General features: G+C 70.6%; 24 protein-coding genes. 18 read left to right on the forward strand and 6 right to left on the reverse strand.

Going from position 1 to position 26,716, the window contains the following annotated elements; translation table 11 throughout:
• The first annotated feature begins 280 nt into the window (after positions 1–280).
• The 4 genes from VGB24_RS04060 (at position 281) to VGB24_RS04075 (ending at position 6,360) form a co-directional block, all read left to right on the forward strand.
• Positions 281–3,286 carry a SusC/RagA family TonB-linked outer membrane protein gene (locus VGB24_RS04060; RefSeq protein ID WP_331071680.1) on the forward strand — a complete coding sequence of 1,002 codons (3,006 nt, stop codon included), beginning with the start codon at positions 281–283 and terminating at the stop codon, positions 3,284–3,286.
• Positions 3,287–3,294: 8 nt separating this feature from the next.
• On the forward strand, positions 3,295–4,710 hold the full coding sequence (locus VGB24_RS04065) for a RagB/SusD family nutrient uptake outer membrane protein (RefSeq protein ID WP_331071681.1): 1,416 nt from the start codon (positions 3,295–3,297) through the stop codon (positions 4,708–4,710).
• Between the two features lie 146 nt (positions 4,711–4,856).
• Positions 4,857–5,243 (forward strand): hypothetical protein, encoded by a 387-nt coding sequence (locus tag VGB24_RS04070; protein ID WP_331071682.1) that lies wholly within the window; start codon positions 4,857–4,859, stop codon positions 5,241–5,243.
• Between the two features lie 121 nt (positions 5,244–5,364).
• Positions 5,365–6,360: an LLM class flavin-dependent oxidoreductase gene (locus tag VGB24_RS04075; RefSeq protein ID WP_331071683.1), complete on the forward strand. Its 996-nt coding sequence runs from the start codon at positions 5,365–5,367 to the stop codon at positions 6,358–6,360.
• Positions 6,361–6,439: 79 nt separating this feature from the next.
• Here the strand turns inward: VGB24_RS04075 and VGB24_RS04080 are convergent, their stop codons facing one another.
• Entirely contained in the window at positions 6,440–7,042 is a 603-nt protein-coding gene (locus tag VGB24_RS04080) for a short chain dehydrogenase (RefSeq protein WP_331071684.1), read from the reverse strand.
• 143 nt (positions 7,043–7,185) lie between these two features.
• Positions 7,186–8,406, reverse strand: coding sequence for a hypothetical protein (locus tag VGB24_RS04085; protein ID WP_331071685.1), 1,221 nt, complete (start codon positions 8,404–8,406; stop codon positions 7,186–7,188).
• Between the two features lie 464 nt (positions 8,407–8,870).
• Here VGB24_RS04085 and VGB24_RS04090 point away from each other — a divergent pair, with 464 nt between their 5' ends.
• Entirely contained in the window at positions 8,871–10,058 is a 1,188-nt protein-coding gene (locus VGB24_RS04090; RefSeq protein ID WP_331071686.1) for an FAD-binding oxidoreductase, read from the forward strand.
• On the opposite strand, the gene VGB24_RS04095 is transcribed toward VGB24_RS04090, so the two are convergent.
• Complete coding sequence (locus VGB24_RS04095) at positions 10,048–10,587, reverse strand: hypothetical protein (RefSeq protein ID WP_331071687.1); 540 nt, start codon at positions 10,585–10,587, stop codon at positions 10,048–10,050. The genes VGB24_RS04090 and VGB24_RS04095 overlap by 11 nt on opposite strands.
• A 147-nt stretch (positions 10,588–10,734) precedes the next feature.
• Here VGB24_RS04095 and VGB24_RS04100 point away from each other — a divergent pair, with 147 nt between their 5' ends.
• Complete coding sequence (locus tag VGB24_RS04100; RefSeq protein ID WP_331071688.1) at positions 10,735–11,169, forward strand: antitoxin Xre/MbcA/ParS toxin-binding domain-containing protein; 435 nt, start codon at positions 10,735–10,737, stop codon at positions 11,167–11,169.
• Entirely contained in the window at positions 11,166–11,618 is a 453-nt protein-coding gene (locus tag VGB24_RS04105) for an RES family NAD+ phosphorylase (RefSeq protein ID WP_331071689.1), read from the forward strand. Before VGB24_RS04100 ends, VGB24_RS04105 begins: the two co-directional genes overlap by 4 nt.
• 18 nt (positions 11,619–11,636) lie before the next feature.
• Here VGB24_RS04105 and VGB24_RS04110 read toward each other — a convergent pair whose 3' ends face one another.
• Together VGB24_RS04110 and VGB24_RS04115 are read right to left on the reverse strand one after the other, a co-directional pair.
• Positions 11,637–12,281, reverse strand: a complete 645-nt coding sequence (locus tag VGB24_RS04110; protein WP_331071690.1) for a hypothetical protein — start codon at positions 12,279–12,281, stop codon at positions 11,637–11,639.
• A 142-nt stretch (positions 12,282–12,423) separates the two neighbouring features.
• Positions 12,424–13,497, reverse strand: coding sequence for a hypothetical protein (locus VGB24_RS04115; RefSeq protein WP_331071691.1), 1,074 nt, complete (start codon positions 13,495–13,497; stop codon positions 12,424–12,426).
• 198 nt (positions 13,498–13,695) lie between these two features.
• On the opposite strand from VGB24_RS04115, the gene VGB24_RS04120 reads away from it, so the two are divergent.
• Positions 13,696–15,003: a M20/M25/M40 family metallo-hydrolase gene (locus VGB24_RS04120; protein WP_331071692.1), complete on the forward strand. Its 1,308-nt coding sequence runs from the start codon at positions 13,696–13,698 to the stop codon at positions 15,001–15,003.
• Positions 15,004–15,137: 134 nt separating this feature from the next.
• Here the strand turns inward: VGB24_RS04120 and VGB24_RS04125 are convergent, their stop codons facing one another.
• A complete protein-coding gene (locus VGB24_RS04125; protein ID WP_331071693.1) occupies positions 15,138–15,419 on the reverse strand; it encodes a hypothetical protein in 282 nt (93 codons plus the stop codon).
• Between the two features lie 226 nt (positions 15,420–15,645).
• Between VGB24_RS04125 and glyA the strand changes: the two genes are divergently transcribed.
• The 10 genes from glyA (at position 15,646) to VGB24_RS04175 (ending at position 26,656) form a co-directional block, all read left to right on the forward strand.
• Positions 15,646–16,896 carry a serine hydroxymethyltransferase gene (glyA, locus tag VGB24_RS04130; protein ID WP_331071694.1) on the forward strand — a complete coding sequence of 417 codons (1,251 nt, stop codon included), beginning with the start codon at positions 15,646–15,648 and terminating at the stop codon, positions 16,894–16,896.
• Positions 16,897–17,135: 239 nt separating this feature from the next.
• Positions 17,136–17,414 (forward strand): hypothetical protein, encoded by a 279-nt coding sequence (locus VGB24_RS04135; protein ID WP_331071695.1) that lies wholly within the window; start codon positions 17,136–17,138, stop codon positions 17,412–17,414.
• 331 nt (positions 17,415–17,745) lie between these two features.
• Positions 17,746–18,885: an NAD-dependent epimerase/dehydratase family protein gene (locus tag VGB24_RS04140; RefSeq protein WP_331071696.1), complete on the forward strand. Its 1,140-nt coding sequence runs from the start codon at positions 17,746–17,748 to the stop codon at positions 18,883–18,885.
• 10 nt (positions 18,886–18,895) lie between these two features.
• Complete coding sequence (locus VGB24_RS04145; protein ID WP_331071697.1) at positions 18,896–19,987, forward strand: GDP-mannose 4,6-dehydratase; 1,092 nt, start codon at positions 18,896–18,898, stop codon at positions 19,985–19,987.
• A gap of 11 nt (positions 19,988–19,998) precedes the next feature.
• Complete coding sequence (locus VGB24_RS04150) at positions 19,999–20,991, forward strand: MDR/zinc-dependent alcohol dehydrogenase-like family protein (RefSeq protein ID WP_331071698.1); 993 nt, start codon at positions 19,999–20,001, stop codon at positions 20,989–20,991.
• Positions 20,992–21,236: 245 nt separating this feature from the next.
• Complete coding sequence (locus VGB24_RS04155; RefSeq protein ID WP_331071732.1) at positions 21,237–22,262, forward strand: Gfo/Idh/MocA family oxidoreductase; 1,026 nt, start codon at positions 21,237–21,239, stop codon at positions 22,260–22,262.
• Complete coding sequence (locus tag VGB24_RS04160) at positions 22,259–23,374, forward strand: glycosyltransferase family 4 protein (RefSeq protein WP_331071699.1); 1,116 nt, start codon at positions 22,259–22,261, stop codon at positions 23,372–23,374. Before VGB24_RS04155 ends, VGB24_RS04160 begins: the two co-directional genes overlap by 4 nt.
• Entirely contained in the window at positions 23,371–24,513 is a 1,143-nt protein-coding gene (locus VGB24_RS04165) for a CgeB family protein (protein ID WP_331071700.1), read from the forward strand. Before VGB24_RS04160 ends, VGB24_RS04165 begins: the two co-directional genes overlap by 4 nt.
• A complete protein-coding gene (locus VGB24_RS04170; protein ID WP_331071701.1) occupies positions 24,504–25,586 on the forward strand; it encodes a CgeB family protein in 1,083 nt (360 codons plus the stop codon). The genes VGB24_RS04165 and VGB24_RS04170 overlap by 10 nt, the downstream gene beginning before the upstream one ends.
• Positions 25,583–26,656, forward strand: a complete 1,074-nt coding sequence (locus VGB24_RS04175) for a CgeB family protein (RefSeq protein ID WP_331071702.1) — start codon at positions 25,583–25,585, stop codon at positions 26,654–26,656. Before VGB24_RS04170 ends, VGB24_RS04175 begins: the two co-directional genes overlap by 4 nt.
• Positions 26,657–26,716: the final 60 nt, after the last annotated feature.

Below are 26,716 nucleotides of genomic sequence, written 5' to 3' on the forward strand. Positions count from 1 at the left end.
CCCGTCAGCCGTGCCCCGTCAGCAGCGGAGTAGCTTGCGCAAGTCGTGACAACGCCGTACCTTCGTTGTTCAGACCACCTTCCGGCCATCCCGGCCTCCGGCACTCTCAGCCCCGTCGTCCCTTCTGGTTTCGGACGTCCGCTCCGTGCGCGAGCCACGGCGCTCGCGCATTCCATTCCACCCTGCGCATCGAGAGGTCATCTCGCACAACCGCGGTACGCGTGAGTTCTCCAACACTCCCCCACGAGGATGTATGTCGAAACGAATTCTATTGTTTGTGTTGACGCTGCTGCTGATTGCCGGCAGCGCCTCCGGCCTGTCTGCCCAGCAGCGGCAGGTAAGCGGCACCGTGACCGGGCCCGACCAGCGGCCGGTCGGCGGCGCCTCGGTCACCATCACGGGCACCACCCGCGGCGTCCAGACCGACGCGGCCGGCCGCTACACGATCTCCGTTCCGGCGGGCGCCACCTCGCTCACCGTTCGCCGCATCGGCCTTGCCTCGCGCACGGTCGCCGTGGCCGCGGGGCAGAGCTCGGCCGACGTGCGGCTGCAGGACGACATCCTGAACCTGGACGCCGTCGTCGTCACGGGCCAGGCGACCGCCGTACGGCGTGAGAACCTCGCCAACGACGTGGCGGTGGTGAGCGCACGGCAGCTCGTGGGGAACGCGCCTGCCCAGACGGTAGACCGCGCGCTCCAGGGCAAGGTGGCCGGCGCGACCATCCGCACCAACTCCGGCGCCCCCGGCGGCGGCGTGCAGATCCGCCTGCGCGGCCCGGCGACCATCACCGGCAACTCCACCCCGCTGTACGTGGTGGACGGCGTGGTGGTCAGCGACGTGGCCATTCCCGGCGGCCAGAACGCCATCTCCCGCGCCGCGAGCGCCGTGGGCGTGAATTCGTCCAACCAGGACGTGGTCGTCAACCGCATCTCGGACCTCAACCCGAACGACATCGAGAGCATCGAGATCCTCAAGGGCGCTTCGGCGGCCTCGATCTACGGCTCGCGTGCCGCGGCCGGCGTGGTGGTGATCACCACCAAGCGCGGCCGTGCGGGCGCTCCCCGGTACACCTTTTCGCAGCGCTTCGGCTACGCGGAACTCTCGCGTACCCTGGGTTCGCGCGAGTGGACGGCGGAGCGGGCGATGGAGGCGGGGTACGTGGACGACGACAACGTCGGCCAGTACTTCAACGCCGACGGGTCGCCCATCGCCACGTACGACCTGGAGCGCGAGGTGTTCGGGCGCAAGGGCCCGCAGCGCCAGACCACGTTCAGCGTGGGCGGCGGCAGCGAGACCACGCAGTACTTCCTCTCGGGCCTGGTTCAGAACGACGAGGGCATCGCGGCCAACACGGGCTACGAAAAGCAGTCGCTGAACCTGAACGTGAGCCAGCAGGTGGGGCGGCGCGCCCGCTTCTCGGCGACCAGCAACATCCTGCACTCGGTGGCCGCGCGCGGCGTGACGGGCAACGACAACACGGGCGCCAGCTACGTCAGCGCCATCTCGTTCACCCCCAACTTCGTCAGCTACCGGCCGCAGAACGGCGTGTACCCGCGCAACCCGTTCCTGGAAAGCAACCCGCTGGAAACCTCGGCGCTTTCCACGAACGACGAGGACGTGTGGCGGGTGATCGGCTCCGCGAACGCGCAGTTCGACATCCTGAGCCGTGGCGCGCACGAGCTTCGCCTGGTGGCCACCGGCGGCGCCGACTACTTCAGCCAGGACAACCGCCTGTACTTCCCGCCCAGCCTGCAGGTTCAGGCCGACCCGGCCAACCCGGGCACCACGGTGAAGGGCGGCGGCACGAACCTGAACCTGAACACCAACGTCAACCTGGTGCACACCCTGCGTCCGGAATCGGGTGTCTTCTCGGCCACCACCTCCGGCGGTGTGCAGTACGAGGACCGCGACCTGCGCCTCGCCCAGGTGACCGGCCGCTACCTGCTGGGCAGCCTCGAGCTGCCGTTCCAGGCCGCCAACCAGCTTTCGGCCGGCTCGCGCCAGCGCGTGCGTACCTTCGGCGGCTACGTGCAGGAGGAGCTGCTCCTGTTCAACGAGAGCCTCTCGCTGACGGGGAGCCTTCGCGGCGACCGCAGCAGCAACAACGCCGACACCGACCAGTACTACCTGTACCCCAAGGCGGCGGCCGCGTACAGCTTCCCGCGCTCGTTCGGCTTCCTGGACCAGCTCAAGCTCCGCACGGCCTTCGGGTCCAGCGGAAGTGAGCCGCAGTACGCCCAGAAGTACACCCCGCTGTCGGTGAGCAACACGGAAGGCAATCCGCAGCTCACCATCAACGGCGCGATCGGCTCGTCCACGCTTCGCCCGGAGCGCGTCACCGAGCTCGAGGGCGGCTTCGACGCCACGCTGTTCGGCCGCCGCGCGCAGCTGGCCGTGACCGCGTACAGCCGCAACATCACCCAGCTGCTGCTGTCGCGCACGCTGGCGCAGTCGAGCGGGTTCACGACCGAGTTCTTCAACGGCGGCGAGATGCAGAGCCGGGGTGTCGAAGTGTCGCTCGAGGGCACGCCGATCCAGCGTGGCGCCTTCCGGTGGAACACCACCACCACCTTCTCGCACAACCGCACCGAGATCACCGACCTCCCGGTGCCGGAGTTCAGCGCCGGCAACTCGTTCGGCAACTCCTACGGCAGCTACCGGATCCGCAAGGGCTATTCGCCCACCACGGTGTTCGCCAACAACGGGCGCGACGAGGCCGGAGTTCTCAAGGTCGACCCGATCGGCGAGTCCGAGCCGGACTTCCAGATGGGCTTCCTGAACGACCTGCAGTTCGGGCGCTTCCGCCTCAGCTCGCTCTTCGACTGGAGCAAGGGCGGCCTGGTGGTGAACCTGACGCGCAACTACTACGACGGCGCCTACACGGCGGCCGATTACGACGCGCCCAGCAACCTCAAGCGCGACGCGGACGGCCACCTCATCGAGAGCCGCCCGTTCTCTTCGTGCGGACCGACCTGCCTCTCGGGCGAGGAGCGCCTGTTCCTCTTCGCGTCGCCCAACAACCTGCCGGTGTACATCGAGGACGGCAGCTTCGTGAAGCTGCGCGAGCTCGCGCTGAGCTACGACATCCCGGCGCAGATGCTGGGCGGCCGCATCAGCGGGGCGCAGCTGCAGCTTTCGGGGCGCAACCTCATGACCTGGACCGACTACACGGGCTACGACCCGGAAGTCAGCAACTTCGGGAACGTGTCCGCGGGCCGTAACCAGGACGTGACTCCGTTCCCGCCGAGCCGCGTCTACTCGCTCGGCGTCAACCTCGAGTTCTGAGAGATTACATGCGAATTCCTAGAAACAGGCAACGGTACGTTGCCTCCGCGCTCGCCCTGGTCCTCGCCACCGGCGCGTGCTCGGACATCAACGTGCCCGACTACAACCGGGCGGGCTTCGGCGACCTGCAGACCAGCCCGAACCGCACCCTGGTGGACGCGGCGGCGGCCGGCATGCTCGCTTCGGCGCGCATCGATGCGGCGAATCGCGTGCGCTTCACCGGGATCGTGGGCCGCGAGGCGTACTACCTGGACCCGAACGAGGGCCGGTACGTCACCGAGCTCGTCACCGGCGCGATCGACCCGTCGAGCTTCGCGGGCAACCACAACTTCCTGAACCCGTACGGCACCATCGCACAGGGGAACGTGCTCCTTACGGCCATCGACAAGGTGGCGTCGACGGAGTACTCCGACGCGCAGAAGGAGGCGCTGCGCGGCTTCGTGAAGACCGTGATGGGGAGCGAGTACCTGGTGATCGCCATGATGCACCAGTACGCCGTGGTCGACGTGAACGCCGACCCCCTCGCGGCGCCTGCGCCGCTGAAGCCGCAGGCGGAGGTCTACGCCAAGGCGCGCCAGCTGCTCGACGAAGGCGCGGCCCACCTGGCCAACGGCGGAACGGAGTTCACCTTCAAGCTGCCCTCCGGCCTGACGGGCTCGGGGCTGAGCCTGAGCAGCCCGAGCACGACGTTCCGGCAGTTCAACCGGGCGCTGCGCTCGCGGCTGGACATCCTCACCAAGGACTACACCGCTGCGCTGACGAGCCTTGCCGCGTCGTTCATCAGCACCTCGAGCGGTACGCGCGCGGAGTTCAACCGCGGTGCGTACTACACCTTCAGCTCCGCTTCGGGCGACCGGGCCAACGGCCTTGCCACGGGCACGCCCGAGGTGGCCGAGCCCACGCTGCGGACCGACGCGCAGCTCAAGGCGAACGGTACCCGCGACGAGCGCTTCCTGCTCAAGGTGGACACCACCGGCACCACCATCAACCGGTACAGCATCTCGAGCTCGCTGCGCTTCAAGCATTACCGCGCGGCGCCGTTCTTCGGCTCCAGCGGCGCGGCTTCGCCCATTCCCTGGGTGCGCAACGAGGAGCTGATCCTTTCGCGCGCCGAAGCCCGCTGGTTCACGGGCGACAAGCCCGGCGCGCTGGCGGACCTGAACTTCGTCCGCACGAACTCGGGCGGGCTGGCGGCGATCGCGATGCCGGCCAACGACGAGGCGTTCATCACCGCGCTGCTGTACGAGCGCCGGTACTCCCTGATGTACGAGGGCGGGTACCGCTGGCTGGACCTGCGCCGCTTCGGCCGCCTGGGCACGCTGACCAACTATCCGCGTGCGGGGGACAAGTCGATCGAGTTCTTCCCCATTCCCTTCGTGGAGTGCCTGTCGCGCGGGGGCGCGGGTTCGGCGCCCGGGTGCTGAGCACCGCCGGTGTAGTCTGATCGGTGCGGCGCCCGGGGGGACCCTTCCCCCGGGCGCCGCTTTCATGCCGGGCCCAGCGTCACCTTCCCATTCCTTCGCGGCTTTTCCCACCAGGGCCACGCCGCGTCTCCAACCCGGACGGAACCATGAAGAACCTGTTACGCGCGCTGGTGATGCCGGCGGCTGTTCTCGTTGCGGCGGCGTGTGCGCCGGCGTCCGGCTCGAGCCGGAAACCGGCGGCGGACCCGGTGACGGTGGAGGTCACCAACCAGAACCGGCGCGACGTGCGGGTCTACGTCGTCCGCGGCGGCACGTCGGTGCGGCTCGGTACCGTCGTGTCCGGGCGCACCGGGACGTTCACGTACCGCGGCATGTCGGCGGGGCAGTCCGAGACCCTGCAGATGGGCGCCGAGGTCATCGGGGGTGATGCCAGGTACACCAGCGGGGGCGTGCGCGTGGCGCCCGGGGAGCGGGTGGCGCTTCGCGTCGAGGACCTGATCCAGTCATCGTCCATCTCGGTGCGCAGGCCGTAGCGGCGGATCGTTGGCCGGGGAAGTGCCTCACCAGGGCCCACGGCGGCAACGTCGCCGTGGGCCGGTTTGCTGCGCGCTTCCCGGATGATCGTTTTCGTTTCGTCGAGGAGAAGGATCGGACATGGCGGTTCCCCTTTCGGTGCTGGACCTGGCGCCTGTCGCGTCGGGGTCTACGGCGAGCGAGGCGCTGAGGAACACGGTGGACCTGGCGCAGCTGGCGGAACGGCTGGGCTTCGCCCGGTGCTGGTACGCCGAGCACCACGGGATGCCCAGCATCGCCAGCTCGGTCCCGGAGATCGTCGTCGCGCACGTGGCGGCGGCCACCTCGCGCATCCGCCTGGGGTCGGGCGGCATCATGCTCCCCAACCACGCGCCCCTGCGCATCGCCGAGGCGTTCCACACGCTCAACGCGCTTCATCCCGGCCGCATCGACCTGGGGATCGGGCGTGCGCCGGGGACGGACCCGGTGACGTCGAGCGCGCTGCGGCCCTTCGACGCCGAGCAGTTTCCGCAGCAGCTGGAGGAGATGTTCGCGCTTTCCCGGGGCGAGTACGGCGAGGGGCACCCCTTCCGCGGCGTGCGCGTGGTGCCCGGCGACGTGCCGCTGCCGCCGGTGTGGCTGCTGGGCTCCAGCGGGGCGAGCGCGCGGCTGGCGGGGTCGCTGGGGCTGGGCTACTCGTTCGCGCGGCACTTCAGCCCCAGCCCGCCCGCGCCCGCGTTCCAGGCCTATCGCGAGAGCTTTCAGCCGTCGGACGCGTTCCCGGCGCCGCACGCCATCGTGGCGGTGTCCGCCGTCTGCGCCGAATCGCGCGACGAGGCGGAGTTTCTCGCCTCGTCCATGCAGCTGGGGTGGGTGCGGCTTCAGCGGCGCGAGTTCGGCCCCATCCCCACCCCCGAAGAAGCCACCGCGCACCCGTACACGCCCCGCGAGCGCGCCGTGGCCGAGAGCTACCGCGCGCTGACCTTCGTCGGCACGCCGGCGGAGGTGCGGGAGCGCATCGATGCCGTCGTGGAGGAAACGGGCGCGGACGAGGTGATGGTGATCACCACGGTCCACAGCCACGCGGCCCGCCGCCGCTCGTACGAGCTCCTGGCGCGCGAGTACGGCATCGGCTGATGGTCGCACGCAGAGCAGAAGAGCAGCAGGGGAACCGAGCGGAGTTCACCTGCTGCTCTTCTGTACGTCGCGCCGAGAATCAGGCGTATTTTCGCGCGTCGAGCACCTGGCCGGTGAACGCGCCCGAGACGGCATCCACGTAGGCGTGGGCGACGATCGCGGCGGGGAGGCCGCCGGCCGGGTCGCGGCCCATCGCCTGGAGCGTTTCGCTCACCCACGGCGGGCTGACCACGTTGATGCGGATTCCGCGCGGCGCATCCAGGGCGGCGGCCCGCGCGAAGCCTTCCAGCCCCGCGTTCACCAGGCTGATGGCCGACGTGCCGGGGGCGGGCTCCTGGCTCAGCAAGCCGCTGGTGACGGTGATGCTCCCGCCGTCCGCCACGTGCTCCAGGCCCAAGCGGATCACGTTCACCTGCCCCATCAGCTTGTTCGACAGGCTGAACGCGAAGTCCTCGTCCGAAAGCTGGTCCAGCGGCTTGAACGCCGCGCTTCCCGTGCACGACACCACCGCGTCCACGCGCCCCACCTGCCGGAACAGGTCGCGGAGGGAGTCCCGCGAGGCGATGTCCACCCGCACGTCCCCGCTCCCCCGCGCAACCGAAACCACCTCGTGCTCCGCCCGCAGCGCCTCGGCCACCGCGCGGCCGATGGTTCCCGTCGCCCCGATCACCAGCACCTTCATCCGCATCTCCCATCTGCGTGTGAGCCGACCCCCGAGGGACGGGGCTCGCCGCAAATCCCGCGCGAGCGGAGGTGCGCAACGGAGAACGCGGCGGGCCGATGCATCCGGCTCGCCGCGTCTGTCCGATCAACCGCCCGCTGTGCTCAGTGCGAAACGGCTACGGGCGAGGTGCGCCGCGTGGTGCTGCCGTCGCCCAGCTGCGAGAAGTCGTTGCGGCCCGAGCACCAGGCCTGGCCCACGCCGTCCAACCCGCAGGTCTGCTCCGATCCGGTCGTCACCAGGCCGTAGCTGACGCCCAGGGGCTGCGACACCGCGGTGGGGGTCAGCGCCCCCGTCAGCGTGCCGTCGCCGAACTGCCCCTGCGTGTTGCGGCCCCAGCAGTAGGCCTGTCCGCCACTGGTGACGCCGCAGGTGTGGGAGCCGCCCGTGGACAGCTGCGAAAAGGTGACGCCGGCGGGCTGCACCACGGCCACGGGCACCTTGCGCGGCGACACCGTGGTGCTGTCGCCCAGCTGGCCGTAGAAGTTGTAGCCCCAGCAGTACGCCTGCCCGGCGGAGGTCAGTCCGCACGAGTGGTTGTACTCGGTGGCGATGGAGGTGAACGTTACCCCCGCCGGCTGCTGCACCGCCACGGGAATGCGGCTGCCCAGGAGGGAGTTGTTGCCCACCGCGCCGTCCCCGCCATACCCCCAGCAGTACGCCTGGCCCGTGGTGGCCAGGGCGCAGGTGTGCATTCCGGCCGCGGCGATGGCGTTGAAGGTGACGCCGGCGGGCATGCGCACCGCCACCGGCGTTACGGCGAAAGTCTTGGTGCTGTCGCCGATCTGCGCGTACGAGTTGTTCCCCCAGCAGTACGCCTGCCCCGAGCCGTTCAGCCCGCAGGTGTGGGCGTTGCCCGCGCTGATGCTGGTGAAGGCGATGGCCCCGAGCGGCTTCACCGCGACGGGCATCAGGGGCAGGACCGTCGTGCTGTCGCCCAGGCGGCCGTCGCCGTTGCTGCCCCAGCAGTAGGCCTGCCCGGCGGCGGTGATGGCGCAGGTGTGGATGGCTCCCGCGCTCACCTGGGTGAAGGTGACGCCCGTTGGATGAAAGACGGCGACGGGCACGGTGGTGGAGGCGGCCGTGCTGTCGCCCAGCTGGCCGACGTTGTTGCGGCCCCAGCACCAGCCCTGGCCGGCGGAGGTCAGGCCGCAGCTGTGGGTGGCCCCGGCGTCGATGGTGGCCAGCGCGTTGGTGGGGATCACGGTGAGCGCGGGGCCGGCCGGCGGGGCCGCGCGGGGGTCCAGGGGCTGGTCGGCGCAGGCGGCCAGCGCGGCCGCGCCGAGCAGGGTGAGCGCGGCGCGGAAGAACGTTGGGGGTTTCATGGGGGGTTCCGGGTGCGGAGTGGGTGAGAACCTGCGTGGTCCCCCCAAGGTGCGCGCTCCGCCGCGCCCGGGTCAACGGAAATTTTGTCTCTATTCGGTCATTCGTGCGAAGTGCGCCGCCGCATGCGGAACGAGGCCGCGAACGACACGACGAAGATGGCGAAGGAGGCCAGGGCCGTGACTGTGGCTGTGAATTGCGCGTGCCGGTTCGCTTCGCACCCCCGCGGAAACCGTTCGCAGTCGATGGCGCAGCATCCGATCATGTTCATGCAGGAAACGAGGAGCACCAGCAGGGGCCAGCATCGCGACCAGCCTCAACACGATCACCATCCGCCGCTCCTCTCCTTTCCAACCGAACACTCGCGATAGGCCCTCCGCCGGCGCTATCTTCCGCGCACCCCGGCACAAGCGTACTCTGAGCCAGCCGGCGCCCCGTCCGCCGGCCCATCCCGCGTCCTTCTCGCATGACTCAGCATCCTTCCTCTCCCGACCAGCCGCGGCCGAACACGCCCGTGTGGGACGACGAGCCCTGGGCCGCGCTGCCGCCGCTCGATGGCGACGTGCGCGCGGACGTGTGCGTGGTGGGGCTCGGCGGCTCGGGGCTGGCCGGCGTCACGGAGCTGCTGGGCCACGGGTTCAGCGTCGTCGGGGTGGACGCGGGGATGGTGGCGGGGGGCGCGGCGGGACGGAACGGCGGGTTCCTGCTGGCGGGGACGTACGACTTCTACCACGACGCCGTCCGCAAGCTGGGCCGCGAGTGGGCGAGTTCCGTCTATGGGCAGACGCTGGAGCAGGTGGCGCGGATGGCGGCGGAAACGCCCGATGCCGTGCGGATCACCGGGTCGCTGCGCATCGCCGACACGCCCGGGGAGGAAGACGACTGCCGGAGGCAGATGCAGGCGCTGCAGGCGGACGGCTTTGCGGTGGAGTGGTACGACGGGCCGGAGGGGCGCGGCCTGCTCTTTCCCGCCGATGCCGCCTTCCAGCCGCTGCGCCGCTGCCGCACGCTCGCGCGCCGCGCCGCAGATCGGGGCGCGCGCCTGTACGAGCACACGCCCGCCGTCGACATCCGCCATGGAGAGGTGGTCACGCCCGCGGGACGGGTGCGGTGCGGCGCCGTGATCGTGGCGGTGGACGGGCGGCTGGAAGGCCTCTTCCCCGAGCTGCGGGGCCACGTGCGCACCGCCCGCCTGCAGATGCTGGCCACCGCGCCTACGGACGAGGTGCGCCTGCCGCGGCCCGTGTACGCGCGCTGGGGCTACGAGTACTGGCAGCAGCTGGCGGATGGACGGATTGCGCTGGGCGGGTTCCGCGACTTCGGCGGGGAAGGGGAGTGGACGGACGCGTGGGAGCCTTCGGAGAGCATCCAGGCGCGGCTGGAAGGGTTTCTCCGCGAGCGCATCGGCGTGAAGGCGCCGGTCACGCACCGCTGGGCGGCATCGGTGGGCTACACGCCGTCCGGGCTGCCGGTGCTGGAGGAGGTTCGCCCCGGCGTGTGGGCGGCGGGCGGCTACAGCGGCACCGGCAACGTGATCGGCGCCCTCTGCGGCCGCGCGATGGCGCAGATGGCGATGACGGGCGGCTCGGCGCTCGCCGACACCCTGCGGGAGCCCGCCGCGGTCGCGGGGCGCGCAGCCGCCGTCAGTGGCTGACCGGGTACAGCTCCAGGCCCACGTCCAGCGTGAACATCGTCTGCACGGCGCCGAGCCGGGGCATTCCCTGCACAAAGCTGCCGACCTCCGAGCCCGGCCCGATCGCCACCGCCGGCCCCAGGCCCACGTACGGGCGCACCTCCTCGATCGTGGATGGCCGCGCCTGCAGCCCGATGGTCCCCGCGGCGAACACGAACCTCGGAGGGCGCTTCGCCGTCGGCTCGCCCTCGCGCCGGGTGGTGAACGCGGAGAGCGTCGTCATGCCGATGTCGATCCCGGCAAACGTCTGGTCTCCCATCAGCCCGTAGCGCTGGGCACCGCATCCCACGGCATGCAGACCGGGCCCCACCGTAAACCCGCACTGCGCGGCAACCTCGTCCTTGACGAATCGCTTGAGCGAGAGGGTGGCGCCCAGCCGCGGACCGAAGTTCATCGAGATTCCGACCGAGGTTTCCCCCGCGGTCTGCGCCTGCAGCGGAACGGTCGCCAGGGCGGTGAACAGGATCAGCAGGGCGGGCACGCGTCGCATCCGTGAACCTGGTTCGGGGAAGGTCGGGCGCCTTTCAAGATCCCGTGGCCGGGTAGCGGAGCGCAAGAAGAACGAGGGAGCCTTGCCGGGTGCGCCACTTGGCACTTATCTTCGATCCAGATGGATCACCTCCGCCGAGGGGAAGCAATGACGATCAACGCAGCGCGCGTCGCCGACGTAATGGGTGGAGAGCGGACGCTCGGTGAACAAATCCGCAACGTTGGGCAGCTACGCCGCGCGGTGGAGCTGGGGCTCCCGGTTTCCGCGCTGGACGAAGTGGTCAGGCACGTGTCGCGCGACGACCGCAGCGCCGCCGAGCTGAAATACCGCATCGTGCCCAAGACGACGCTCCGCCGGCGGCAGAAGCTTGATCCCGAGGAGAGCATGCGCCTCGAGCGTCTGGCCCGCATGACGGCACTCGCCGAGTACGTCTGGAGCGACGCGGAACTCGCGCACCAGTTCCTTACCAGCGTGCAGCCGCAGTTGGATGGCGAGCGCCCGGTGGACCTTTCGCGTTCCGACCTGGGCACCCGGCAGGTGGAGGACCTGCTCAACAAGCTGGAATACTCGCTCCCCGTATGATCGTCGCGTGGCGCATCGCGAAAACGCGGCATCCGCCGTTCGACGGCACCGGGGCCAGGCTGACGGGGGCGCGGTGGAACTCTCCCGGGCGGCCGGTCATCTACGCGGCCGATTCCTTTGCGGGGGCGATCGTAGAGATCCTGGCCCACGCGGCCCACCCGCGTACCCTGCCCGGCCCGCACCACGCCGTTCGCATCGAAGTGCCTGAGGATGTGGCCGAGGTTCTGGACCCAGCGGCCCTCCCGGGGTGGGACGAGCGCGGATCGCCGGTTGCCCTGGCTTTCGGCGACCAGTGGCTCGGCGAGGCCCGGAGCGCCGCGCTCGTCGTTCCGTCCGTTCCGTCGCGCCCAATCGGGCGAAACGTCCTCATCAACCCCGATCATCCCGAGGCGCGTAGCATCGTCGTTTCCGACCCCTTTCCGGTGCCGTGGGACGAGCGGCTGTTCTGAACTCGTCCAGCGACCGCATCACGGACCCGTGACCGGGCGCAGGTCGGACTGCGTGCGGGGCAGGATCTCGCGGTGCGCGTCGTACTGGCCGGAGTAGCCCGTCACCTGCAGCCACTGTCCGGGGCGGATGGCGCCGACGTCGATCCCCGCCTGCGCATCCACGAACACCAGCAGCGGCCCGGAGCCGTCGTCCAGCATCAGCTTCCATCCCCACGGGCGGTCGTCCACCACCTCGCCCGTCACGCGCCCCCGCACCCGGATCAGCAGCCCCTCGCTCGCCTCGTCCACCGCGCCCGTGCGGACCGGCCGCGCATCCGGAACCGTCCCCGTTCCCATCACCTCGATGCGTGACGGCTGGATGGCGAGCTGGTTCTGCGGATCGGAGATCGTCCCGGCGATGCGCAGCCTCGTACCGGCGGGGTAGCGCGCGGAGTCGGCGGGCGGGAGCACGTAGATGCCGCCCGTGCCGTCCTGCACGGCGAATCCGCCGTCGAAGGTACCGGATGCCACGGTGACCACGCCCTCCACCGCTGCGCCCGACGTCAGCGGCAGCCGGCGCACCTGGTCGATCGAGATCGCCCCGGGCGAGGGTTCGCGCGTGGATGCGCAGGCCGCGAGGAGCGCGAGTGCGGTCGCGGCGGTCGGGAGGGGGCGAATTCGCATCGGCGGACGGGGAGGGCGGGGCGACGATGGCCATCCCAAGATCCCGATTCGTGGTGCCGGTCCGCAAGCACCGCGTGACGCGAACGGGCCCTCCGCCGAAATCCCGGCGGAGGGCCCGTCGTCCCTCTCGTCCGCGTGGCCGCTACCGCCAGCGGTGGAGGTTCTCTTCCCAGACCCAGGCCACCAGCTCGTTGTCGTTCAAAATCCCCACGACGTCGCCCCAGCTGTTGATGGCCAGGGCGCGGCTCTGCGTGGCGCCGCCGGCGTTCAGCCGCACCATGCCCGTGGCGGGATGCCAGGTGAACGCGTGCACCTGGCCGTCGAAGCCGGGGGTTGCGGGCAGGTCGCGCGTGGTGCTGGAGCCCACCACCTCGCCCCAGTGGTTCACGTCGTACGCTTCGCTGAAGTTGCCGCCCAGCGTGCCCAGGTTCCGCAGCCCGCCCTCGGGGGTCCACAGCGCCGCCCGCATCTCGGGCACGCCCCGCTCCACCTCGTCCTTCCAGCTGACCATCGCCACCGCGCCCTTGTTGCTGATGGCGGTCGCCATGCTGCCCACGTAGCCCGGAAGCGTGCCCAGCTCGCGGATGCCGCCCGCCTTGGGCCAGAGAACGGCCTTGCGCACGCCGTCGGCGGGAACCGAGTAGCCCACGGCGTCGTCGCTGTGGTTGATGTCTTCGGCGGAGCTGCCGTGCCGCTCCAGCGAGGGGAGCACGGTGCCTCCGCTGTACGGAGACCAGCGGTACGCCCGGGTGTGCATGTCGCTGTTGGTGCGGTAGTTCCCCACCACGCGGCCCCAGTCGTTGATGGACATGGCCTCGCCGAACCGCATGTCGGGGAGCGTGATGCGGCTCTTGATGCGGTTGTTCTCCCAGACCACGGGCCTGAGTTCGGACGTTCCGGCGATCAGCCGGTGCCAGCTGTTGATTGCGCGCCACTCCTCGCCGTTGTTGCGCACCAGCCCCGTGGCCTTGGACCACCGGTGTCCGGCGGCGATCACCTCGGCGTGCTCGTTCAGCGACGCGTAGCTGAAGTACCCGATGGTGCCCAGCCGTACCAGGCAGCGCCCCTTGCAGGTGGTGCTGGCCTGCGCAGCGGCGACGGGGTCGGTGCCCACCGGCGGGTCCGGAGGGGTTTCGGGCTCCCCCACCCCTGAGGGCGAATCCAGGCAGGCCGACAGGGCGAACGTCGCCGCGAGGGCAAGAAGGACGCGTTTCATTGCGTAGCTCCCGCAATCTGCTGTTTCCGGCTTTGGGATGCGCCCGGTAAAGCATCCAGCATGCCAAACATGTGTCTCCGCTGATCCCGTAGCAGGGCAAGAACTCGCGATTCCGTCGCGGGATCGGTTGATTGGGGCCCGGCCGCGCGCTATCGTCAACTCCTGGTTTCCATCGTCCCCGGCGATCCCCGAAGTGCCGTGACTTCCCGACTGATCCCGTCCGCCCTCGTTCCGCTGCTGGCGCTGGCCGCCGCGCCCGCCGCGGGGCAGCAGCTTTCGCCGCAGGAGCAGGCCATCGTGCGTTCCGTGGACGCCCACGCGGCCGACGCGGTGAACTTCCTTGAGCGCATCGTCAACATCAACAGCGGCACGCTGAATCCGCAGGGCGTGCGCGAGGTGGGGCGGCACTTCCAGGCGCCTCTGGACTCGCTGGGGTTCGACGTGCGGTGGATCGGCATGCCCGATTCGCTGAACCGCGCCGGACACCTGTTCGCCTACCGCACCGGGACGCAGGGCAGGCGCGTGCTGTTGATCGGCCACCTGGACACGGTGTTCGAAAAGGACGACGCCTTCCAGCGCTTCGTGCGCGAGGGACGGTTCGCCACCGGGCCGGGGGTGAACGACATGAAGGGCGGCGACGTGGTGATCCTGTACGCGCTGCGGGCGCTTCACGCGGCGGGCGCGCTGGAGGGCACAACCGTCACCGTGGCGCTCACGGGGGACGAGGAGTCGGCGGGGCGGCCGCTGGAAATCTCGCGGCGCCACCTGATCGAGGCGGGCAGGAACAGCGGCGCGGCGCTGGAGTTCGAGACGGGGTCGCGCGACTCCCTGGGCGAGTACGCCGTGGTCGCGCGGCGCAGCAGCAGCGGGTGGACGCTCCGGGTGCGCGGGCGCACGGGGCACTCGTCGGGCGTGTTCGGCGAGGGCTCGGGAAGCGGGGCCATCTTCGAGGCGGCGCGCACCCTCAACGCCTTTCACGAGGAGCTGCGCGGCGAGCCCAACCTCACCTTCAACCCGGGGGTGATCGTCGGCGGGACGGACGTGGAGTACGATCCGCAGCGCAGCGCGGGGACGGCGTTCGGCAAGACCAACGTGATCGCGCAGACGGCCATCGTCACCGGCGACATCCGCACGCTCACCGACGAGCAGCTGCAGCGGACGCGCGAGCGGATGACGGCCATCGTCGCCCGCCACCTGCCGCGCACGGAGGCCGAGATCACCTTTGGCGAGGGCTATCCGTCCATGCCGCCGACGGAAGGGAACCAGGCGCTGCTGGACGTGCTGAACACCGTGAACTGCGACCTGGGCACGGCGCCGATGCAGGCGTTCGACCCCGGCCGGCGCGGCGCGGCGGACGTGTCGTTCGTGGCCCCGTACACCGACGCGCTCGCGGGGCTGGGCGTGCACGGCTCCGGGGCGCACGGGCCCAACGAGCGCATCGACCTGGAAACGCTTCCGCTGCAGATCAAGCGCGCCGCGCTGCTCATCTACCGCCTGACCCGCTGAAAAAGCGGGGGTACAGAGGAACAGAGAAAAGCCAGAGATACAGAGGAAGACGGGTGCTCTGTATTTCTGGCTTTTCTCTGTTCCTCTGAAACTTCGCTGTTGTCTTTTATCCGGCCAGAGGCCGCGACGACAGGCTACGGGTTGCGCCCGTTGCCGTTGTTCCCGTTGCGGCAGCGCCCGTTGCCGTTTCCGTTGCCACGCCCGGCGTTGCAGCGGGTCTCGTCGCGGCGGCCCTTGTCCTTGTTCGGCCGCGCGTCGCGGTTCCGGTCCCCGTCACGATCGCGGCCGTCGCGCTCGCCCACGCTGGGGCGGAACACGCCGGGCACGCTGCGCCCGCGGTCGTTGCCCGAACAGGCGGAGGTGGTCAGCAGGCCGGCGGCAAGCGCCATGATGCCCAGGTGGCGCAGGTTTCTCATCGGTCACTCCGTACGCGGATTGGATCTCGTCCTTCGGCGCGCGGCTCTCGACGCACGGGCGCACCGACATGTGTTCTGCCATCCGGCAAGGTGCGGGCCGCTGCGCCCGTAGCAGATTCAAGGACGTGCGACGAGCGCGGCCGGCACTGTACACCGGGCCCGGCGCGGGGTAGTTTGCGCGCCTTGGAGGTGCCCGATCCTGACCGTGACGCCCGGGAAAAGACGCATGGACGCGCTGAAGCAAACCGACTCCGAGATCCACCGCCTGCTGGTGGACGAAGCCAGCCGGCAGGAAACCCAGCTGGAGATGATCGCCTCGGAGAACTTCGTTTCCCAGGCCGTCCTGCAGGCCATGGGCTCGGTGCTCACCAACAAGTACGCCGAGGGCTACCCGGGCAAGCGCTACTACGGCGGCTGCGAGGTGGTGGACGTGGTGGAAGACCTGGCCCGCCAGCGCCTTCTGCAGCTCTTTGGCGCCGAGCACGCCAACGTGCAGCCGCACTCCGGCGCGCAGGCCAACATGGCCGTCTACTTTGCCCTGATGCGGCCCGGCGACACGCTGCTGGGAATGAACCTGAGCGAGGGCGGGCACCTGACGCACGGCTCGCCGGTAAACTTCAGCGGGCGGCTGTACAACGTGGTGGCGTACGGCGTTCGCCCCGACGACCACCGGATCGACTACGCCGCCCTGCGCGACCAGGCCATGAAGGTGAAGCCCACGGTGATCGTGGCCGGCGCCAGCGCCTATCCGCGGCAGATCGACTTCGAAACGTTCGGCGAGATCGCGCAGGAGTGCGGGGCGCGCCTGGTGGTGGACATGGCCCACATCGCCGGGCTCGTGGCCACCGGGCACCATCCCAACCCGGTGCCCTTCGCCGACGTGGTGACCTCTACCACGCACAAGACGCTGCGCGGCCCCCGCGGCGGGCTGATCCTGTGCCGCGAGGAGCACGCCAAGGCCATCGACAAGCAGATCTTCCCCGGCATCCAGGGCGGCCCGCTGATGCACGTGATCGCCGCCAAGGCCGTGGCCTTCGGCGAGGCGCTGCGGCCGGAGTTCGGCGACTACAGCGGGCGGGTGATCGCCAACGCGCGCGCCCTGGCGGGCGAGCTGACGGAGCGCGGCTTTACGCTCGTTTCCGGCGGCACCGACAACCACCTGCTGCTGGTGGACCTGCGCAGCAAGGGCGTCACCGGCAAGGTGGCCGAGAAGGCGCTGGAGCGGGCGGGGATCACGGTCAACAAGAACACCGTGCCGGGCGAGACGGAATCGCCGTTCGTCACCTCGGGCGTGCGCATCGGCACGCCGGCGCTGACCACGCGCGGGCTGGGCGAGGACGAGATGCGGACGATCGGCGCGTTCATCGACCGCGTGATCCAGAAGGCCGACGACGAGGGCGTGGCGCGCACGGTCCGCGGCGAGGTGGCCGAGCTGTGCTCGCGCTTCCCCCTGTACGGCGAGTGGGCGCGGAGCTGACCGGCGGATCGAACGCGCCCGGGGCCGCCCCGGTGGCGCCTGGCGCGGGGCTCTGCCTGCGGGGGTACATGGAATTTGCATCCACCTGTCCGGAACAGCCCGTATTTCCCCAGCGCCGTTCAACAAGTGAACGGCATGTTCTTTGCCTGAGCATCTACATACGTTTTGCCGAAAAGCCCCGCGCCACGCGGGCTTTCGGGCCCGGGAGGTACCTGAACCCCCGTCCCACGCGCACCTGAATGCTCAGCCAGCCCAGCGGCACCGACGCACCCGAGGCGGTCGACCTTCGCGGCCGCATCTTCACCGACCTCGACAAGCTGGCCTTCTCGCTGGAAATGGAAGCCTCCGAGCACCTGGAGCGCGGCCACTCCGCCGAGTACCTGCGCGCCCAGGAGCGCCGCCTGGGCGTGCGCCTGGCGCAGCGCCTGGTCGCCGGCGTGCCGGCCGAGGAGGTGAACGGGCGGATGGAGCGCTGGGACGGCGACTACGCCCGCCGCCTGGGCGCGGAGCAGGGGTGAGGCACCTGGGACGGCTCCGGCTGCCGGTGCGCGGCGTCCGCGTCTGACACGGCACTCTCCGCGGGCGGGGGATCGGTCTCGGTCCCCCGCGCCGCTTGTGGAGCAGGCGGCGGTAGAAGTGGACGCGTTCCGCAAACGTATGTAGATGTTGAAGATGCGGGAGTGCGGTGCCGGGTGGCCCCAACGTGCTGCTTGATTCCTGGGCTCGCGGGGACGATTTTGGCCGCGTGAGCGCGCCGAACGGGACGTATCGGGTGCTCGGAGCAGGGAGGGGAAGGGCGGGCGCGCCGGGGGCGCGGCGCCGTGGGATCACCGCGAACGGAGGTGGGGAGTGTCGGCTCGGAGAGTGCTGGTGACGGGAGGGGCGGGGTTCGTGGGAAGCCACCTGGTAGACGCGCTGCTGGCGCGCGGCGACCGCGTGCGCATCTTCGACAACCTCGATCCGCAGGTTCACCCCGAGGGGCGCCGGCCGCACTGGGTGCCCTCCGACGCCGAGTTCGTCCAGGGCGACATGCGCAACGCCGGCGAGGTGCTCGCCAGCCTGCAGGACATCGACGTGGTCTATCACCTGGCGGCCGCCGTGGGCGTGGGCCAGTCGATGTACCAGATCGCCGACTACACCGCCGTCAACGCCATGGGCACCGCGCACCTGCTGCAGGCCCTGGTCGACGACCGCAACGGCCCGAAGAAGCTGAGCGTCGGCAAGCTCATCGTGGCCTCGTCCATGTCCATCTACGGCGAGGGCCGCTACGGCCGCCCCGACGGCGCCGAGCCGCGCAACACGCTGCGCCCGGCGGACCAGCTGCGCGCCCACCAGTGGGAGCCGCGCGACGTGGACGGCACCGAGCTGCGGCCCCTGCCCACCGACGAAGGCAAGCCGCTGGACCCCACCAGCATCTACGCGCTCACCAAGGCCGACCAGGAAAAGATGGTCCTGCAGATCGGCGCGGCGTACGGAATTCCCTCGGTGGCGCTCCGCTTCTTCAACATCTACGGCCCCCGCCAGGCGCTTTCCAATCCCTATACGGGGGTGGCCGCCATCTTCAGCGCGCGGCTGCTGAACGGCCAGCCGCCGCTGATCTTCGAAGACGGCGAGCAGAGGCGCGACTTCGTATCCGTGCACGACGTCGTGCAGGCGCTGCTGCTGGCGGCGGACGAAGAAGCCGCGGCGGGCAAGGCGTTCAACGTAGGCTCGGGGCGCGGCGTGAGCGTGCGCGAGGTGGCCGAGACGCTGGCGCGCGTGCTGGGGAGCGACATCGAGGCGCAGGTGACGGGCAAGTACCGCGTCGGCGACATCCGGCACTGCTTCTCCGACATCTCCCTTGCCCGCGAGGTGCTGGGGTACGAGCCAAGGGTGACGTTCGAGCAGGGGATGGAAGAGCTGGTGGCCTGGCTGCAGGAGCAGGACCGCCCGCAGGACGGGGTGGAAGCCCACGCGGCCGAGCTGGCCGCCCGCGGACTTACGCTGTGAGGAGGGGACGATGAAGGGAACGCGTGACCACATCCTGATCACGGGCGGCGCGGGCTTCGTCGGCAGCAACCTGGCGCACGCGCTGCTGCGCGACGGCGAGCGGGTGATCGTGGCCGACAACTTTTCCCGTGACGGGGTGCGGCTGAACGCCCAGTGGCTTCGCGGCCAGCACGGCGACCGCGTGCGCATCGAGCAGGTGGACGTGTGCGACGCCGACCGCATCGGCGCGCTGGTCAGGCAGAGCAAGCAGGTGTTCCACCTGGCCGCGCAGGTGGCCGTCACCACCTCGCTCGACGACCCGCGGACGGACCTGCAGACCAACATCCTGGGCACCTTCAACGTGCTCGAGGCGGCCCGCGCCATGGACGACTCGCCCCCCGTCCTCTTCACCAGCACCAACAAGGTGTACGGGGGGATGGACGACGTGAAGGTGGAGCTGGCCGGCGACGCCTACCGCTACGCCGACCGCCGCGCCGGCGTGGGCGAGGACGCGCGGCTGGACTTCCACTCGCCCTACGGCTGCAGCAAGGGCGCCGCCGACCAGTACGTGCACGACTACGCCCGCATCTACGGGCTGCGCACCGTGGTCTTCCGGATGAGCTGCATCTACGGAACCCGCCAGTTCGGCACCGAGGACCAGGGGTGGGTGGCGCACTTCGGGCGCGCGCTCTTCGGCCGCGAGCCCATCACCATCTACGGCGACGGCTGCCAGGTTCGCGACATCCTGTGGATCGACGACCTGGTCGAGGCCATGCGCCTGGCCATGGGGCGCATCGACACGGTGGCGGGGCAGGTGTTCAACGTGGGCGGCGGCGCGGCCAACGCGGTGACGGTGCGCGGGGTGATCGACCGGCTGATCGAGATCACCGGCCGCTCCGTGCCCGTGCGCATGGCCGAGTGGCGCCCCGGCGACCAGCGCATCTACGTGAGCGACAACGCCAAGCTGGAGCGGGTGCTGGGGTGGAAGCCGCGCACCTCGTGGAAAGCCGGGCTGGAGAACCTGGTCGACTGGCTGCGCGAGGCCGACCTGATGTCGCCCGTGCCCAGCCTGGCCGCCGAGGCCGACGAGGCGCTGCTGGCCCAGGCCGCCGCGGTGCCCTGAACTACCTGGAGATGACGATTCAAGACGAGACCATCACCGCGACCATGCGCGCGGTGCGGCTGACCGGCCCCGGCCGGATTGCGGTGGACGAGGTGGCGGTTCCCGAGCCGGGACCCGGGCAGGTGCGCCTTCGCCTGGAGGGGTGCGGCGTGTGCGCGTCCAACCTGACGCCCTGGTCCGGCCCCGACTGGATGAAGTTTCCCACCGACCCCGGCGGGATGGGGCACGAGGGATGGGGCGTGGTGGACGCGGTGGGCGAGGGCGTGCACGAGTTCGCCGTGGGCGACCGCGTGGCGGCCCTCTCATACAATTCGTACGCCGAGTACGACGTGGCCGACGCGTCAGCGACGGTGAAGCTTCCCGCGGCGCTGGACGGGCAGCCGTTTCCCGGCGAGCCGCTGGGGTGCGCCATGAACATCTTCCGCCGCAGCGACATCCAGGCGGGGCAGACGGTGGCCATCGTGGGCATCGGCTTCCTGGGCGCGCTGCTCACGCGCCTGACCAAGGACGCCGGCGCGCGGGTGATCGCCATCAGCCGCCGTCCCTTCTCTCTGGACGTCGCCCGGGAGATGGGCGCGGACGAGACGATCGCCATGGACGACCACTGGGCGATCATTGAGAAGGTGAAGGAGCTGACGGGCGGCGTGCTGGCCGACCGGGTGATCGAGGCGGTAGGCAAGCAGTGGCCGCTGGACCTGGCGGCGGAGATCACCAGGGAGCGCGGCCGGCTGGTGATCGCGGGCTACCACCAGGACGGCCCGCGGCAGGTGAACATGCAGATGTGGAACTGGCGCGGCCTGGACGTGATCAACGCCCACGAGCGCGATCCGGCGGTGTACATCGAGGGCATTCGCCTGGCGGTGGACGCGGTCGCCTCGGGCCGGCTGGACCCCACGCCGTTGTACACGCACACCTTCGCGCTCGACCAGCTGGACGAGGCCCTGAACGCGACGCGCGACCGGCCGGATGGGTTTCTCAAAGCTTTGGTGCGCACTGAGGCTTGAGGGGAAGTGCGTGAGTGCGTGAGTGCGTGAGTGCGGAAGTGAAACGACGGGCCGGGCGGATGTCATCCCGATGGTGGAGCGGCCACGCCGGCCCGGCACTCACACGATAGACGGCAGCGACTGAGGGATCCGCCACACACGGCGGGTCCGCCATTGAACGGACGAAACGGGGCAGCCCGTTTTTTCTCAGCTTTGTAGATCCTCCGGAGACGCGAGTGAGCGAAGTCCTGACCGAAGCGCAATCTGTGGAAGCGAGCACGGAAGCCACTTCCGCACTCACGCACTCCCGCACTCCCGCACTCGGGTTTCTCGGTGTCGGCTGGATCGGCCGGAACCGCATGGAGGCCATCGTGAAGGCGGGCTTGGGGCGCGTCGCCGCGGTCGCGGACACGTCTCCGGAGATGATCGCGGCGGCCAAGGAATCCGCGCCGGATGCGGAGGTGGTGGACGGGCTGGATGCGCTGCTGGCGATGGATTTGGATGGGATTGTGATCGCCACGCCCAGCGCCATGCACGCCGAACAGTCCATCCGCGCGCTGAACGCCGGTGTCGCCGTCTTCTGCCAGAAGCCGCTGGGGCGCACGGCGGATGAAGTTCGCGCCGTCGTCGACGCGGCGCGCGTGGCGGACCGCCTGCTCGCCGTCGACCTTTCCTACCGCTTCACCGAGGGGATGCGCGCCATCCGCGAGCGCATCGGCCGCGGCGAGCTGGGCAGGGTGTACGCGGTGGACCTCGTCTTCCACAACGCCTACGGCCCCGACAAGCCCTGGTTCTACGACCCCGCCCTTTCCGGCGGCGGCTGCGTGATGGACCTCGGCGTGCACCTGGTCGATCTGGCCCTGTGGACGCTGGGCTTTCCCGCGGCGGAGAACGTCCGGTCGCGCCTCTTCGCAGGCGGCGAGCCGCTGGGCGCCGCCGCGGACCGGTGCGAAGACTACGCGTCGGCCACGGTCGATTTGGCGGACGGGACCACGGTGCAGCTGGCGTGCTCGTGGAAGCTTTCCGCCGGGCAGGACGCGGTGATCGGCGCCTCGTTCTACGGCACGGGCGGCGGCGCGGCGCTCAGGAACGTAAACGGCTCGTTCTACGACTTCACCGCCGAGGCGTACCACGGCACCTCGCGCGATACGCTCGCGACGCCGCCCGACGAGTGGGGCGGGCGCGCGGCGGTGGACTGGGCCCGGCGCCTGTCCGAGGGCGCGCGCTTCGACGCCGAGGCCGAGCGGCTGGTGGACGTGGCCGCCGTCCTGGACCGCATCTACGGGCGATGAAGGTCCTCCTCACCACCGACACGGTCGGCGGGGTGTGGGACCACACGGTCACCCTGGCCCGTGAATTGGACGCGGCCGGGCACGAGGTGCTGGTGGCCGCCATCGGCGAGCCCCGCGACGAGCGGCTGGCCGCGCTCCCCCCCGGCGTGCAGGTGGTGTGGCGGCCGTACAAGCTGGAGTGGATGGGGGATGCGCAGGCGGACGTCCGGGCCGCGGGCGAGTGGCTGAGCGGCCTGTGCACGCTGTGCGCGGCCGACGTGGTGCACCTGAACCAGGTCGCCTACGCGGTGCACCCGTTCAGCGCGCCCGTCCTGGTCGCCGTGCACAGCGACGTGCTCTCGTGGTTCACCGAGGTCGAGGGCAACCCAGCGCCCGCCGCCGAGTGGGGCGCCTACCGCGAGTGGCTGCACGCCGGGCTGATGGCCGCCGACGCCGTCGTCGCGCCCACGGCATACCAGGGCCACCTGGTGATGCGGCACTACGGCGTGCCCGCGCCCCGGGTGATCCACAACGGCACCCACCTCGCCCCGGACGAACCCGCGCCCCGGCCCGACGCGCTGGTGCTGACGGTCGGCAGGCTGTGGGACGCGGGAAAGGGCGTGGACGTGCTGGATGCCGCGGCCGGGGTGCTGGGGCCGGACGGGCCGCCGGTGCACGTCATCGGCGAGACGGCCGCGCACGGCGATGCGTACCAGCCGCGCCACGTGGTCTCGCACGGCCGGGTGGAGCGCGCGCAGGTGGACGAGTGGATGCGCCGCGCCTCCATCTACGCCGCCCCCAGCCGCTACGAGCCGTTCGGCCTGGCGCCGCTGGAGGCCGCGCTGCACGGGTGCGCCCTGGTGCTGAGCGACATCGGCAGCTTCCGCGAGCTGTGGGACGGCTGCGCGGAGTTCTTCCCCGCCGGCGACGCCGCGGCGCTCGCGGAGGCCATCCGCCGGCTGGCGGGCGATCCCAAGCGCCGCGAGCGGCTGGCCACCGGCGCACGCACCCGCGCCGCGCGCCGCTACACCGCCGCGCGCATGGCGGGCGACTACATCGAACTCTATCACGAGCTGGCGCGGGGCGGGGAGGCGAAACGCCGACGCGCCGACGCGCTGGCCGCGGCATCATGAAATTCGTCTTCTTCGTCCACAGCGCCGTTTCCGACTGGAACCACGGCAACGCGCACTTCGTCCGCGGGCTGATGAGCGCGCTCACCCGCCTGGGGCACCAGGTGGTGAGCTACGAGCCGCGCGGCGCCTGGTCGCTGGAGAACCTGCTGCGCGACCACGGCGTGGGACCGGTGGTGGAGTTCGCCCGCGCCTATCCCGAGATCGACGTCCGCTCGTTCGATCCGCACTCCGCCACGCTGGGCGACGACCTGGCCGCCGCCGTCGCGGGCGCGGACGTGGTGCTCGTCCACGAGTGGAACGATCCGCACGTGGTGAACGCCATCGCCCCGGCGGTGCGCGCGGCGGGGGGCATCGCCCTCTTCCACGACACGCACCACCGTCCGTGGAGCCAGCCGGAGGTCATCGCCCGCTTCGATCTTGTGGCGTACGACGGCGTGCTGGCCTTCGGCGACGTGCTGCGCGACGTGTACCGCGAGCGGTTCGCGGTCGAACGCGCCTGGACCTTTCACGAGGCGGCCGACGCCGTGCGCTTTCGGCCACTTGATCGTCCGAAGACGCAGGACGTGATGTGGATCGGCAACTGGGGCGACGAGGAGCGCACGCAGGAGCTGCGCGACTACTGGCTGGGCAACGCGCGGCGCTTTCCCGAGCTGCGCTTCGCGGCCCACGGCGTCCGCTATCCCGAGTACGCGCTGGCCGAGCTGGCCGACGCGGGGGTGGAGTTCCGCGGCTGGGCGCCGTCTCTCCAGGTGCCGGAGGCCTTCGCCCACAGCCGGGTGACGCTCCACGTTCCCCGCCGCGCCTACGTCGAGGCGCTTCGGGGCATCCCCACCATCCGCGTGTTCGAGGCGCTGGCCTGCGGCATTCCGCTGGTCTCCGCCCCGTGGCTGGACTCGGAGAACCTCTTCCGCCCCGGCGACTACCTGGCCGTGCAGTCGCCGGCGGAGATGGGCGACGCGCTGCGCCGCTTCGCCACGGACGACGACGCGCGCCAGCGCCAGGCGGAGCGCGGGTTGGAAACCATCCTGGCGCGCCACACCTGCGACCACCGCGCGGCCCAGCTGCTGGACATCGTCGGCGAGCTGGCGAGCGCCGGGGCCGCGGGCACCCTCGCCACCACGGAGGCGGCATGCACCTGACCTTCTTCGGCTCGTCCCTGGTCTCCTCGTACTGGAACGGCGCCGCAACCTACTATCGCGGGCTGATCCGCGCGCTTCACGGGCTGGGGCACCAGGTTACCTTCTGCGAGCCGGACGCGTACGACCGCCAGAAGAACCGCGACCTCAAGGACGATCCGCCCTACGCCCGGGTGATCGTCTACACGACCGAGGCCGAGCGCGACGCGCTGATGGAGCAGGCGTTCGCCGAGAGCGACTGGGTAATCAAGTGCAGCGGCGTCGGCGTGTGGGACGCGGAGCTGGAGGAGGCCGTCGCCGCGCGCGCCGGAGGGACGGTGATGACGGCGTTCCTGGACGTGGATGCGCCCGCCACGCTCAGCCGCATCGCCGCGGACGAGGCGGACCCCTTCCGCGCCTGCATCCCCCGCTACGACCACGTGTTCACCTACGGCGGCGGGCCGCCCGTCGTGGAGGAATACGAGAGCTGGGGCGCCCGCGCCTGCACCCCCATCTACAACGCGCTGGACCCGGACGAGCACCGGCCCGTGGAAGGCGTCGACGTGGAGTACGACATCCTGTTCATGGGCAACCGCCTGCCGGACCGCGAATCGCGCGTGCAGGAGTTCTTCTTCCGCGCCGCCGCGCTCTGCCCCGAGCACAAGTTCCTGCTGGGCGGCGAGGGGTGGGGTTGGAAGCAGGAGATGCCGGCCAACGTCACCTCGCTGGGGCACGTGCCCACCGCGCGGCACAACACGGTGAACGCGTCGGCGCGGCTGGTGCTGAACATCCACCGCGACAGCATGGTGCAGAACGGCTGGTCGCCCGCCACGCGCATGTTCGAGGCGGCGGGCGCCGCGAGCTGCCAGGTGACGGACGAGTGGAAGGGGATCGAGGACTTCTTCGCGCCCGGCGACGAGATCCTGGTCGCTTCCAGCGCCGAGGACGTGGCGCGCATCGTCCGCGAAACGTCGGGCGGCGACGCCCGGCGCATCGGGCAGGCCGGGCGCCGCCGCGCGCTGGCCGACCACACCTACGCACAGCGGGCGCTGCAGATGGATGCCATCCTGCGCGCGCCGGTGGGGAGCGCCGTATGAAGCTCGTCGTCTTCGGCCTGACGATCTCGTCCAGCTGGGGCAACGGTCACGCGACCACGTACCGGGCCCTGCTGCGCGCCTTTCGCGCGCGCGGCCACGAGATCACCTTCTACGAGTGGAACGCGCCTTGGTACAGCGGCAACCGCGACATGGCGCGCCCAGGCTTCGTGGACCTGAAACTGTACGAGGACTGGGATGCCGTCGCCCCGCGCGCCATCGCCGAGGCGAAGGAGGCGGACGCCGTGATCGTCGGCTCGTACGTCAAGGACGGGCCGCGGGTGATCGACGCGCTGGCGGAGGCCGGCGTGGACCCGCTGTTCTTTTACGACATCGACACGCCGGTGACCGTCGCCGCACTGCGGACGGGCGGCACGGAGTACCTGCGCCCCGACCAGGTGCCGCTGTTCACCCGCTATCTCTCGTTCACCGGCGGCCCTTTCCTTCACGAGGTTCTGGAGCGCGAACTGGGCGCGCGGGAGGCGAGGCCGCTGTACTGCTCGGTGGATGTGGATCGCTACCAGCCCACGGAAATCGATCCGCTGCTGGTGAGCGACCTGGCCTACATGGGCACCTACGCGCCCGACCGGCAGCCGGTGCTGGAGCGCTATCTGCTGGAGCCGGCGCGGCGGATGCCGGAGCGCAAGTTCTACGTCGCGGGCCCGCAGTACCCGGCCGATACCGCGTGGCCGGCGAACGTGCTCCACAACCCGCACCTGCCGCCCTCGCTGCATCCCGTGTTCTACAGCAGCGCGCGCTGGCAGCTGAACGCCACCCGCGCCGACATGGTGGCTGCCGGCTGGTCGCCCTCCGTCCGCCTGTTCGAGGCCGCGGCCTGCGGCGCCGCCATCATCAGCGACCGCTGGCCGGGGATCGACCACTTCCTCACGCCGGGGAAGGAGATCCTGCTTCCCTCGACCACGGAGGAAGTCGTCCAGATCCTCGCCGACACGCACGACGACGACCGCCGCGCCATCGGCCTCGCCGCGCGCGCCCGCATCGTCGCCGAGCACACGGCCGAGCACCGGGCCGAGGAGCTGGAGTCCCTCGTGGGGACCGCGGCCCCGGTCTGACGGCTGAGAGCGGCCCGGGGCTGAAGTGCCCGGGGCCGCTCTCCGAATCATCCTCCACCC

The organism is Longimicrobium sp. (assembly GCF_036399935.1).
In the GTDB taxonomy this organism is placed as follows: domain Bacteria; phylum Gemmatimonadota; class Gemmatimonadetes; order Longimicrobiales; family Longimicrobiaceae; genus Longimicrobium.